The 12,676-nt window shown below is 59.9% G+C and carries 7 protein-coding genes; 4 read left to right on the forward strand and 3 right to left on the reverse strand.

The features are described from left to right. Positions 1 to 2: 2 nt before the first annotated feature. The gene (locus CHB88_RS07865) at positions 3 to 938 is read right to left on the reverse strand and encodes a 3-oxoacyl-[acyl-carrier-protein] synthase III C-terminal domain-containing protein (RefSeq protein ID WP_245844814.1); all 936 of its coding nucleotides are present in this window, start codon (positions 936 to 938) and stop codon (positions 3 to 5) included. 1,207 nt (positions 939 to 2,145) lie between these two features. Then, the gene (locus CHB88_RS07870; protein WP_245844815.1) at positions 2,146 to 4,956 is read right to left on the reverse strand and encodes an insulinase family protein; all 2,811 of its coding nucleotides are present in this window, start codon (positions 4,954 to 4,956) and stop codon (positions 2,146 to 2,148) included. Positions 4,957 to 5,239: 283 nt separating this feature from the next. On the opposite strand from CHB88_RS07870, the gene CHB88_RS07875 reads away from it, so the two are divergent. The 4 genes from CHB88_RS07875 (at position 5,240) to CHB88_RS07890 (ending at position 9,939) form a co-directional block, all read left to right on the forward strand. Next, a complete protein-coding gene (locus tag CHB88_RS07875; protein WP_089398756.1) occupies positions 5,240 to 6,412 on the forward strand; it encodes an ATP-grasp domain-containing protein in 1,173 nt (390 codons plus the stop codon). A 215-nt stretch (positions 6,413 to 6,627) separates the two neighbouring features. Then, positions 6,628 to 7,032: a nuclear transport factor 2 family protein gene (locus tag CHB88_RS07880; protein WP_089398757.1), complete on the forward strand. Its 405-nt coding sequence runs from the start codon at positions 6,628 to 6,630 to the stop codon at positions 7,030 to 7,032. 1,223 nt (positions 7,033 to 8,255) lie between these two features. Then, entirely contained in the window at positions 8,256 to 9,113 is an 858-nt protein-coding gene (locus tag CHB88_RS24305) for a hypothetical protein (protein ID WP_143131173.1), read from the forward strand. A 202-nt stretch (positions 9,114 to 9,315) separates the two neighbouring features. Continuing rightward, positions 9,316 to 9,939 (forward strand): hypothetical protein, encoded by a 624-nt coding sequence (locus CHB88_RS07890; protein ID WP_089398759.1) that lies wholly within the window; start codon positions 9,316 to 9,318, stop codon positions 9,937 to 9,939. 232 nt (positions 9,940 to 10,171) lie between these two features. Here the strand turns inward: CHB88_RS07890 and CHB88_RS07895 are convergent, their stop codons facing one another. Then, positions 10,172 to 12,622 carry a glycogen/starch/alpha-glucan phosphorylase gene (locus CHB88_RS07895; RefSeq protein ID WP_089398760.1) on the reverse strand — a complete coding sequence of 817 codons (2,451 nt, stop codon included), beginning with the start codon at positions 12,620 to 12,622 and terminating at the stop codon, positions 10,172 to 10,174. Between the last annotated feature and the right edge of the window lie 54 nt (positions 12,623 to 12,676).

The raw sequence follows: 12,676 nt of genomic DNA on the forward strand, positions 1-12,676 counted from the left end.
CGTCAAAAGTCCATTACCATGCCGCCGATGCTGAGCCCTGCGGCCGTGCCGATCAGCAAGGCGCGCTTGCCCGGTTGGAGGCGACCGCTTGCCAGCGCTTCATGCAAAGCGGTCGGGATCGAGGCGGCTACCTGGTTCCCGTGCGTACTGTAGATATCCACGATCCGCGACGGGTCCACGCCGATACGTTTGGACATGTGCGCCATACCCAAATGGCTTGCCTGGTGCGGAATAATCAGGTCCATCGTTTCTACGGACATGCCTTTGGAAGCCAGAAGCTCCTCCATGAAAGCAGGCATGTTCTGCAGCGCCAGCTTCATTACCTTTTTGCCGTTCATGCGAAACAGATAATCCCGGTCGCTTGCGCCTCTGGCGGGGTTGCACAAGGTGCCGCCGGCGCGTATTTCGCATAAGGACCGCCCCTCTGGATAGGTTTTGAAAAGAAAAGACTGGACTCCTTGATTGGAATTGCCTGGTTCAAGAATCACCGCGGCAGCACCATCGCCGAATATCAATGAAGCTTCCGGCTCGCTCCAATCGATTCCACGCGACGGCTGATCGGCCGAGACCACGGCGATTCTTCGATATGTGCCAACGCTCAGCAAGGTGGCGGCCAATTTCACAGCCATCAGAAAACTGAGACAGCTGGCATTCACGTCAAATGAAGGCGTCCCCTTGGGAAGTCCTGCATGGGCATTTATCGCGCATGCGGTTGAGGGAAGAGCCTGTTCCTGCACGCCGCAGGCTGAAATCAGCAAATCAATCGAATCGCCCTTTATGTTTGCGTTCTTCATCGCATCGATTAAAGCGAGCGCGGCGAGTTCACTCTGACTTTGACCCGCCACCGAAAATCGTCGAATCCTTACGCCGGATCTGCTAAACGTATGGTTTCTCGGGCGACCGAAGCGTTCGTCCAAGGAATCTGAAGTCACTTCCATGGCCGGAACTGCCTTTCCAGAGGCTAGCAATCGAACGTTAAGCATGAATCCAACCCAGGCATGTTGATGTAAAAGACAGAGAATTGCTTCATTGTGTCGGCGAGTGATAGCCCAATTTTAAAAACAGTCTGCAGGTAGCGACGAAGCGAATTGATCGGTACCGTTTAAAGATACTCGCGGTATAGCCAGAGCCATATGATTGCTGGGAGCTTCCATGGAGTCTTGACATTTTAGTCATCTGGAGGCGCGCCGCTTTACCGCCAGTTTGCCGATCCACAGGATCAACCGGCTAATCAACACCATTTTGTTCCAATACGGAGGCTCTGGATGAGATGACGACGGTAGCCAACGGTAACCAGAGTGCAGGTTGAAGCAGGGAATGCCGTGACTTGTCGGGCGCATGGATGATATTCCAGTGTCAGGAAGGCTTCAACCGAATTGCACTCCTTGGCGTATTTACCCAACGAGGAATGCCACTGCCGCATTTGCGATATCAAGCAACCATTGCCGGATATCGACAGCCTATCCGGTTCAGTCGGACGGAACAATGCCATAGGAATGGGAATTGCAACTCCATATGCAGGAGTCTCCACCTGGATTTAAGGCAAGGCCAAAAGGGTGGCGCGATGCCGTTTGATAGAGGAGAGATCCTTCGTTGAACAGCCTCCAGGCGACAAGGCGTGTCCCCATGAGCGAGGCTCGTCAGATCGTCGTCAAACAAGAGATCAGTCTGCTGAAGTTGGCGGCCGACCCGGTCTTCACGGTGAGATCGAAACCTATGGTCTGCTTATCTCGACAGCCAAAGGGCTTTTATGTCGGTACCACATGGCATGTAGGCCGCATTGATCGACATGCCATGTTCGGCGCAAGATTTAGCGGATCGTTGAGGAGCTGCAGGCCGACCTTGATCAATACCGGCCTATTGGAACGATGAGCAGACGCATCCAGGAAATACCAGCTGCGAGGTGCACATCAGCGCAGACCTTATTTGATTGGAAGAATGCGTGGCGCGATGAATTCACCGCGCTCAATGTGTTGAGCTTGGCCTGACACCCGCCCTCCTCAAGGCGGGCAACTGTCAGAGCCGATTGCGTCCATTGCACATGAACCGCAACACATCGCCGTCCACTCAAAAACGGTGAATCGACCAAGAGTTGAAGCGAACTTTCAAGCGGCATGCACAGGCCGGACCGCTTCCAGGCAACGCTTACTCCGCCAGCGCCTTCAGGTCGACGATTTCCAGTCCCGCCACGTCCTGCGCCGCATTGCCGATGAAGGCGGCGCGGCTGTGCGGCTTGCCGTCCAGCCAGGCAGCGGCGACGGCCTTCAGCCGGGCGGCATCGCAGCTAAGCACGCCCTCGCGGTAGCGGCGGCGCATGTCCTCCGTCACGCCCTGGCGCTGCTGGTCGAGCGCATACATCACGTCGGCATACGGCGTGCGCGGCTTGTCGAGGTCCTGGATCACGCAGATGATCGCTTCCTCGATGTTCTCCTGCTTCAGCTCGGCGCCGCGGATCCACTCGAGGGCGCGGGCGAAGTCGGCATAGGTGGCCGCCAGGCGCGGATCGCGATAGGACATCATCACGAAGGTGCCGGCGCTCGGCGAGTAGCCGGCCTGTCCGCCATAGGCGCCGCCTTCCTCGCGCAAGGCCTGATGCAGCACCTGGTTGGTCAGGATCTCGCCCAGCACCGCCAGCGCCGGTGCGTCCGGATGCGCCATGCCCGGCACCGGCCAGGCGGCGAAGCAGTGGTTGACCTGGGCGGTGATGTGCAGGCCGGCATTGGCCAGGCCCGGGGCCGGCGGCATGACCGGCTTGCCGGCGGGCGCGGTGGCGGCCGGCAGTTCCAGCATCGCCGCCAGCGCCGGCGCATCGTCTTCCACGCCGGCGGTCAGCACCAGGCGCTGGCTGCCGATGATGCGCTGGTGCAGACGCGCCAGCTGGCCGGCGATTTCGGCCAGGCCTTCCTCGCTCTCGATCTGCGTCTGCAGGCCGGCGTAGAACGGCAGCGCCGCCGCGCCCTTGACCCGGTTTTCGAAGGCGCGCACCGGCGACAGCGGCGCGGTCGCCGCCAGGCGGGCATAGCTGTCGCCTTCGTCGGCGAGGTTGTTGCGGGTGTCTTCCACCATGCTGTCGATGAGGAAGGACAGGCGCTCCAGCTCGTCGAAGCGGGCGGTGCGTATAGTTTCGCTCAGCACTTCGGCAATGTCGCCATTCTGCTCGCGCAGGCCCTTGGCATAAAAGTCGATGTGCAGGTGCAGCCGGTCATCGCCCTGCTGTGCCTGCACCGCCTGCAGGCTGACGTCGAAGAACGGCACCCGGTCCTGGCGCCAGGCATCGGCCTCTTCGTAGGACTTGTCGCCCATGCCGAGCTCGCCCACCACGTCGACATACAGCTGCAGCCAGGGCCAGGCCGCCTCCTCGAAGCCGCTGACGTCGTAGCTGACGCGGGCGTAGGAAATGCCGTTGGACGGAATGGAGACGGCGATCACGCCGTCCTCGGCCTGCGGCAGCGCATGCGCCGGGCGCGGCAGGGCATGCACGTCCTGCGGCTTGATGCGCGGCAGGACGTCGTTGTTCACCACCCGGCGCTGACGCTCCTGCAGCGCGGCGGATTCATCCATGATGCGCTGCTTCTCCGCTTCGCTCATGGACGCCTGCAATGCCGCCAGGCGCTCGTCCTCGATCTGCTTGCGCTTCGGGAAGTAGTCGGCATCCGGCACGACGGTGATGTCGAGGCGGGTCGGGTTGTCGAGCAGGCGCTGCGCCAGGCCCTTGAAGTAGGCCGGGTCGGCGATGCGCTGCTCCAGCTCGGCCAGCACGTCCTCGCTGTCGAAGCCGTGCATGATGTCGCCGGCGTACATTTCGAACGGGATGGCGCGCAGCAGGCGCCGCAGCAGGTGCGGCGTGCGGCCGCCGCTGATCTCGCGCTGGTGGAAGCGCAGGTCGCGCAGCGTGGCCTGCAGCACCGCATGCGGCACGCCGTCGCGGGCGGTGCCTTCCAGCGCGCTCCAGATGCGCTGGCGGGCATCGGCCACCTGTTCCGCCGTCAGGCCCTCCATCCCGAGGTGGAACACGATCTGGCGGCCGCCGGCATCGGCGCCGTTCATGGCCGAGGGACGGCCGAAGCCGGCCGATTCCATCGCCCGGGTCAGCGGCGAGGCGGCATTGCTGAGCAGGCCAGCCTCCAGCAGCTGCGCTTCGTACAGCGGCAGCGGGTCGGTCGATTCGCCCAGCAGCCAGGCGATCTGCACGCCGTGCTCGTTGGCAGGAATGGCCACGTCTACCGCCTGCGGGGCCGTCCAGGCCGGGGCCAGCTGCGGCAGCATGCGCGGCGCGCGGCCGGACAGGCGCGACAGCACGCGCTCCTCGATCTGGCGCTGCACCGCCAGCGGATCGACGCCGCCAGCGGTCATGAACACCGCCTGCGACGGATGGTAGTGGCTGGCGTGGAACTGCTTGAGCGCCTCATGCGTCAGCGACGGGATTTCCAGCGGGTCGCCGCCGGATTCCACCTCGTAGGTCGTGCCCTTGAGCAGGTGCGCGGCGATGCCGCCGTCCAGCGCCCGCACCGGATCGGCGAAGGCGCCCTTCATCTCGTTGAAGACGATGCCCTGGTACACCAGCTTGTCGCCTTCGAAGGCATGGCGCCAGCCTTCCTGCCGGAAGTCGAGGTAATCGAGGTTGGGAAAGAAGGCGGCGTCGAGGTAGACGTCGAGCAGGTTGAAGAAGTCGGCGCGGTCGGTGCTGGCAAAGGGATAGACCGTCTTGTCGGAGTAGGTCATCGCGTTCATGAAGTGCGCGGTGGAACGGCGCAGCATCGAGAAGAACGGATCGCGCACCGGGTAGCGGGCGCTGCCGCACAGCGCCAGGTGTTCCAGGATGTGGGCACGGCCGTCGCTGACATCCGGCACCGTCGGGAATGCCACCAGGAACACCATCTCCGCATCGTCGGTGGCCAGGTGGATGTGCCGGGCGCCCGTGCCCTCATGCTCGTATTCCTGGACTTGCGCCTGCATGGCGGGGATATCTCTGGTGCGTAGTTTCTTGAAGCTCATAAGGATGCGGATGGTTTGTGAATGCCGGCAACTGCCAAGGGGAACACTATAAACGGAAAGCGTACATTGGGGCGGCGGGCCGCTTTTGCAAGCGCGGCGCGGCTGTACGGTGAGTAGATCTTGTGGAAATGACACCGCGCCGCTTCGTTGTGATGCATCAAACGCACCTCCCGTTTCTATCTTTAGAGTAAGTGCCTCGGGGACAACCCATGCATTGAACAACGAAAACGGGCGCAGGTGCACCATGATCAATTTCATCGTCGTAGGCAGCAAGGGTAGTGTGATTCTCGCGGTATTGCAGGCCATTCGCAGCTTTACCGACGCCAGATCGGTCGTCATCGGCGGCGAAGACAGCCGACACCTGCGCTGGTCCACCCTGTGCGAGCGCCACTGCGCCATGCGCTTCGACGGCAGCGACGACGATCGCTTCGTCTCCATCGTCGGACACTTCATGAGCCGCACCCCGCACCTGGTGCTGATTCCCGCCGATAGCGAAGGCGCCCGCCTCGTCAACCGGGTGCGCGACCGGCTGTCGGTGAACATCATCCCGACCCCGGACCGGCCGACGCTGGAGATGATGGACGACCCGACGCAACTCCAGCGCTTCTGCACGCTGCATGGCATTGCTACGCCGCGCACGTGCCTGCTGCGCAGGCAGCCGGGCGGGGAGCTGCCGGCTTTCCATGCGCTGGCCGCCGAGGTCGGCCTGCCTTTCGCGCTGCGCCGAGCAGGCTGCGGCGATGCCGGCAGCCAGGTGATCTCCAGCCAGGCCGAATACGAACTGGCCCTGAATCAGCTCGCCGGCGCGCCGGACCAACTGCTGGCGCAAGCCTGGGTGGAGGGCGACGAGGTCGACATCGGCCTGCTCGCCGACCGCGGCCAGGTCTCGGTGCTATCCCTGCAGCAGAACGGCGCCGACGGCCTGCGCTTCATTTCCCACGCCGGCCTGGAAGCCATGGCGGCGCGGCTATGCCAGGCCAGCGCCTACCATGGGCCGCTGCGGCTGCGGGCGCGGATCAACCGGAGCACCGGCGAGGTTTGCCTGCTCGGCAGCCAGGCGCAATTCTGGGAAAGCCTGCCCACCGCCATCTGGCGCGGCGTCAACTTCGTTGCCGAGAGCATCCGCCAGACACCGCGCCAGGAAGGCGTGCGCAGGCCCCTGCCCGGCCTCGCCTTCCGCTCCCATCCGCTAGTCTGCGCCGACGCCTGGAAACGCTTCTTCTCATCCGACGAGCCCGGCCGCCTGCTGCGCGCGATGACCCTGGATGTCTGCAGCCTGGGCACGCTGATTGGCAGCCCGCGCAGCATGCCGCGGCAAGGCGAAGGCCTGTCGCGCCGCGTGGCGCGGCGTTTCGAGAGCATGCGGCGCCACGCCGCCCCGGCCGCCACGCGCACCCTGCAACGCGAACACGTCTGACTTTCTTTCGTTTAACCTGCCTTCGGAAAAGGCGTCACCGGGACGCCACCCGCGCGACCGGCAACGCCTGATGCGCCGCGCCGGCCGTCGCCGGCCCAGGGTTGCCGCCAATACCCATGCGGCCGTTCGCCCAGCGAAAATAACCGGAACACGGTATATCCCCGCTCGGCACGCTCTCCTACCATGCCAGCCAAGGCCCGGCTCGGGCCAGCTTCATGGAGAGAATCGTGCTGACCGTGTGCCGGCAATACAAGGAGGCGATTGCCGCCAAGGACCTGGAACAGGTTCAAAACCTCTTTACCGAAGACGCTTCCATCACCACGCCGCTGCATGGAACGCTGCAGGTGGTCGATTATCATGAGATGCTCTTCAGGACAACCCGCCAGGCCATCTCGCGCCTGCTCAATGTTTTTGAAGGCATGAAGGGCGCACCCTCCATCGCCCTCTACCTCGACCACACCCTCATCCTCAACAACGGCAAGACCCTGCAGTTTAAGTCCATGGATGTGTACGAGTTCACGTCCGATCGGCAGCGCTTTGCCAGCCTGAATATTTTGTTCAATCCGGAGGAGGTGAAGGTGCGGCTGGGGATGGCTAGCGTGCAGAAGCTGGTTCTGTAGCAGGCGGTCTCCTTGGGTTCTAACGCTAGACCTTCAGTCTGGCTGACGATGCATGAGAGCCTACATTGACGGAGCAGGAGACAAGGAAACTTCGCGGATTCGGAACGGCGCTCCCTTTTACGCGGCTATAACATGCCGAGCACTCCAGTTGCTTATCCCATTGTCGATTTGCCCGGGCACTTCTCTCTTCCTATAATCGCCCCCTGAAATTCAACACAACAATCAGCCGTTGGGATTAGCGTGAGAAACAAGCGATAACTGGCGCGCTTTTAACGGTCGCCCGGATGAATGATGAGCTTGCAGCGCTACGATGAAGAAGTGGTTATAGCGGTGGCTTCCTATTTTCATTTAACCGTATGGATAGTCCAAATCAAGGCAGCCTTCGCCCGTGGCTTCGTTCAAGAAAACACCCCTTAGAGAGCTTTTGTGGTTCCCTTCGAAAATAGGGCCGGGAGGCACGTCGAAGTGAACATCATCACGCCAGGCATTGAAGAAAAACCGCCGCATGAGTTTCGCAACTTGAGGAGAGCATCGTTAACTTCGTGGAGCTGCAATTTTTCCTTGATGGCCGGGATTTGTTCAGGCGGATATTTGAAGAGACAGTACCCTGCCCGAGTACGGCCTTCCATGGAGCAATCGAACGTTACCGGCGGAAGCTGATGTATTGCAAACCACTCTGAGCTATAACTAGAAAACCCACGTTCATTCATGGTTGCAAGCCAATACAAGCCTGCAAGAAATGCAAATCCAACACCAGTTTTGACCAAAGCGGATCGGTTCATGTAAGTGAATGCATCACGGTTCAATGAACTCAAAAATTACGATTGTTTTAGTTCCTGAAAACGGCAATGACCATGTCTGTTGACCATAACGCACGAGCGTATCGCAGGGAGGCCAACTCAACAATTGTCATTTTAGCAGACTATCGATCCCCCCAACTGTATGTCTGCAGCGAATCAACAGAAGCAAGGCACGTGGGAACACGGAGATATAGCGTCCAAAAGTCCAGCGTCTGAACAATTTGCAAGTTTGCCGGACGCGGGAGCATATGCCTGCTCGCTCAAACTAGCGTTTCAATCACACCCCACTCAGAGAGAACAACAATGTCAACCTCAATTCCGTCGTCAGTATCGTCCTCAAATGCATCACACTTGGACTTAAACTCGACGAGCAATCCTACGTTTCCCGCAAAGCGGAGCATCACCATAGCACAGGCTGGTCCGGTGGCAACTCCTGTGCAAGTGCCGATAACCCTAGCAGAACCGGCACTTTTAAATAACGCCTTGAGGGTTATAGGCTTTGTCGCTGGCGCAATCTGGTTCTCCCCGGATGGTGATCAGGCCAAAGCCGATTTCGTGAATACGGTCCTGAAAGGAAATGCCACCGAATTGAGAGACCGCGTTCAGAAGTACGCTGCGGGTATTGCCCTCAGCAACAATCCGGAAGTTCGACGGAGTGCAGCGAAGCATTTGTCGATGTTTGATCAGGCCATGGATCGAGCACGGCGGCTTGGGCAACAGGGCGGCGGCAAGGCTTTTGAGGATGAAGTGAGAAGAGCCAATGAAGCGTTAGGAAGCCTGTATTCATTGAGCGCAAATGGGGCTCCCTCTGATCCGTTGTGGGATGAAATCAACCGCCATGTCAGAACGGCACTTGGGCTTCCGCCGCGCAGCGCTCCGGTACCTAGCAATCCAGCGGAAAATCTATCTCCACCGCCAAGTGGCAATCTGGCTTGCACTTTGAGTGCAACAGAATTTCGTGCCGACTCCAAAGTCGTAGCACGAATTCAACTGACCGCTTGGGTCAATGGTCAAAAACCGCCGGACGCTCCAGTAAAGTTGAGCGTCCGGCGCATGACGGTCGTGAACGGCAAGCGGATATATGCACCAAATGCGGTGGTCTTGAAGAAAAATCCCTCTGTCGCCACCGTAGTGCTTAACGCCACACAGCGATCACCGGGGCAACGGGCAGGTGTTCGTTTTGAGGGCAAATGCTCGCTCCCGGAAATCGGAAACGTTAATTCCATCCCGCCGAGCATTGAAATCTATGGACCTTCCGGATCATTGAGCAAGACACCATAACGCATTTTTCTCGGTTTTCCATCTTGGGCCTCTGAGAGCTTCAATCGACGTCCGGAATCGTAAGCCCGTTTGGGATAGGTACGAACTTTGTCCATAAGCGATAGCTGCGGTTGACGCAGGAGATTTCTATTGTTCTATCTAGTGCATATAGCACCCTCGCAACACCTGAGTTTTCGGAAGCATATCGAATTAGGAGAATAAAATGGAGAACGATAGTTCCAGTGACGCGTATATTTTGGATTGGGATCTATCTCATCTGATTGACTTGGATAATGATGCTTCTATTGTCAAGTTTCAAGGCTGTGAAAATACAATTCGCCTCGCTCTAACCCATGAATATGGGATTCCTCCCTTTGTAGAGTTTGAAGCGATATTCGACACCCTACAGAAAACCGATTTCCCAACAAACAACGTGAGATGGCCCATCATGTCCGCAACCATGTTGGCGACACTAACGAATGTCGGTTCGTTCCCCCACAAGCTAATTCCTGTGGTGATGATAGATTGTCGAATCGGTCCTTACGCAAATCGCATTGCTCAGATATCAGGCGCTCAGAATCGAGACTTCACTGCCGTCCAGCTTTTGGAACACTCGGATTTATTGGACTGGGAAAATTCGATTGTTGATCCCAGCTTCATCATTCCAGATCAAGTTATGGGGATACAGAAACTGGTCTTAAGGAAGCCCAACAAGCCTCTGCCGCCACTATTTCATTTAAGCGCTTATCCAACAGCGCTTCTCGTTTCGTCTGAAGCCCGTTTAGCTTTGAAGGAGAAACAGATAAAAGGATTGGCTTTTTCTCCCGTCGAAAATTTCCAGTGCTGATTTACTACTATTCGATGGTGCCAACTCTTGGCTCAAGTTCCACTTTTCCTCGTACACATTGAAATTATTTAAAAACCGATTTTTGGTTTTGCACCTTAGCACATGAGAGTTTTACGGGATGTAAGCGGCACATGACTCCGTTCCGCCACAATATCGTTCGAAGTCGGTCCTCTATTTTCGAAGACTGGCGAAATATCTGCTTTGAGTCTGAAGATCTTCGCTCGGTGAGCCCTCAAAGACTCAACGGCACCGTCCTCCAAATATCCTCCACATAATCCCCGATCGTCCTGTCCGCCGAGAACGTACCCATGTTGGCGATGTTGAGCAGCGCCTTGCGGTGCCATTCGCGCGGTTGGCGGTACAGCGCATCCACCGCCTCGTGGGTGGCGACGTAGCTGGCGTAGTCGGCCAGCAGCAGGTAGTGGTCGCCGAAATTCACCAGCACGTCGAACAGGGACTGGAAGCGGCCCGGCTCCTCCGGCGAGAAATAGCCGTCGCGGATCTGGTCCAGCACCCGGCGCAGCTCGGGATGGGATTCGTAGAGCTGGCGCGGCTGGTAGCCGTGGATGCGGATGTCCCGCACCTGCTCGGTGGTGTTGCCGAAGATGAAGATGTTGTCCGCGCCGACGTTCTCCAGGATCTCGATGTTGGCGCCGTCCAGGGTGCCGATGGTGAGCGCGCCGTTCAAGGCGAACTTCATGTTGCCGGTGCCGGAGGCTTCGGTGCCGGCGAGCGAGATCTGTTCCGAGAGGTCGGCGGCGGGCATGATCATCTCCGCCAGGCTGACGCCGTAGTTCGGCACGAACACCACCTTCAGCAAGCCTTTCACCCGCGGGTCGCTGTTGACCTTGGCGGCGACGTCGTTGATGAGGCGGATGATCTGCTTCGCCTGGTAGTAGGCGGAGGCCGCCTTGCCGCCGAAGATGACGGTGCGCGGCACCCAGCCGGCATCCGGGTTGGCGAGGATGCGGTTGTAGCGGGTGATCACGTGCAGCACGTTCAGCAGCTGGCGCTTGTATTCGTGGATGCGCTTGACCTGCACGTCGAACAGCGACTCGGTGTCGAGCGCGATGCCGAGGTTGGCCTGCACCCAGGTTGCCAGGCGCTGCTTGTTTTGCTGCTTGGCTTGGCGCAGCGCGTCGATGAAGCCGGCGTCACCGGCCTTGCGGTTGAGCTGCGACAGCTGGTCCAGGTGGCGCCGCCATCCGGTGCCGATCTCGCCGTCGATCAGCGCCGACAGCGGCGGGTTGGCCAGCGCCAGCCAGCGGCGCGGCGTGATGCCGTTGGTCTTGTTGTTGAAGCGTTCCGGGAAGATGCGGGCAAAGTCGGAGAAGATGGATTGCTTCATCAGTTCCGAATGCAGCTTGGAGACGCCGTTGACCTTGTGGCTGGCGACTACCGCGAGATAAGCCATGCGCACCCGGCGCTCGCCGTTCTCGTCGATCAGCGACAGGCGACGCATCAGGTCGATGTCGTGGCCGAAGCGGGCGGTCTGCTGATGCAGGAAGGTGGCGTTGATGTCGTAGATGATCTTCAGGTGGCGCGGCAGCACGCGGCCGAGCATCTCCACCGGCCACGTCTCCAGCGCCTCGTGCATCAGCGTGTGGTTGGTGTAGGAGAAGATCTTCTGCGCCAGGCCCCAGGCCTTGTCCCACGGCAGGCCGTGCTCGTCGAGCAGCACCCGCAGCAGTTCGGGCACGGCCAGCACCGGATGGGTATCGTTGAGATGGATGGCGACCTTGTCCGCCAGCAGGTCGAAGCCCTCATGTTGGGAGAGATAGCGCCGCACCAGGTCCTGCACGCTGGCGGAGACGAAGAAGTATTCCTGGCGCAGGCGCAGCTCGCGGCCGGAGAGCGTGGAGTCGTCCGGATACAGCACCCGCGACACGTTCTCCGAATGGTTCTTGTCCTCCACCGCGCCGAAGTAGTTGCCCTGGTTGAAGGCGGACAGGTTGATCTCGGTGGTGGCCTTGGCCGACCACAGCCGCAGCGTGTTGGTGGATTCGACGTCGTAGCCGGGGATGATGGTGTCATAGGCCATGGCCAGCACGTCCTGGGTGCCGACCCAGCGCGCCTGGCCGTTGTCCTGCTCCACATGGCCACCGAAGCGCACCCGGTACTGCACCTCGGGCCGCGGGAATTCCCATGGGTTGCCGCCGGTGAGCCAGTAGTCGGGGCTTTCCACCTGGCTGCCGTTGATGATCTGCTGCTTGAACATGCCGTAGTCGTAGCGGATGCCGTAGCCCATGCCGGCGATGCCGAGCGTGGCCATGGAATCGAGGAAGCAGGCGGCGAGGCGGCCGAGGCCGCCGTTGCCCAGGGCCGCATCCGGCTCGTGGCCGGCGACTTCCTCCAGGTCCACCTTCAGCGCCGCCAGCGCCTGCCGCACCTCGTCGTAGAGGCCGAGTGCCAGCAGCGCATTGGTGAAGGTGCGCCCCATCAGGAATTCCATCGACAGGTAGTACACCCGCTTGCTGTCCTGGGCGTAGGAAGCGCGGGTGGTCTTGATCCAGCGTTCTACCAGCCGGTCCCGCACCGCCAGTTCCACCGCCTGCAGCCAGTCGTTGGGCTGGGCGGTGGAAGGGTCCTTGCCGATGGCGTACAGCAGCTTGGCGGCAATCGCCTGTTCGAGGGATGTCGGGTCGTTGTGCAGCGTGCCGAACTGGAAATCTTTCGGATCCATAAACTCTTTTTCGCAAGTAGGAAATGCCGCCGGAAAGGCGCGGCTGATCAAGAC

It is taken from the genome of Noviherbaspirillum humi, from assembly GCF_900188095.1.
GTDB lineage: Bacteria > Pseudomonadota > Gammaproteobacteria > Burkholderiales > Burkholderiaceae_D > Noviherbaspirillum > Noviherbaspirillum humi.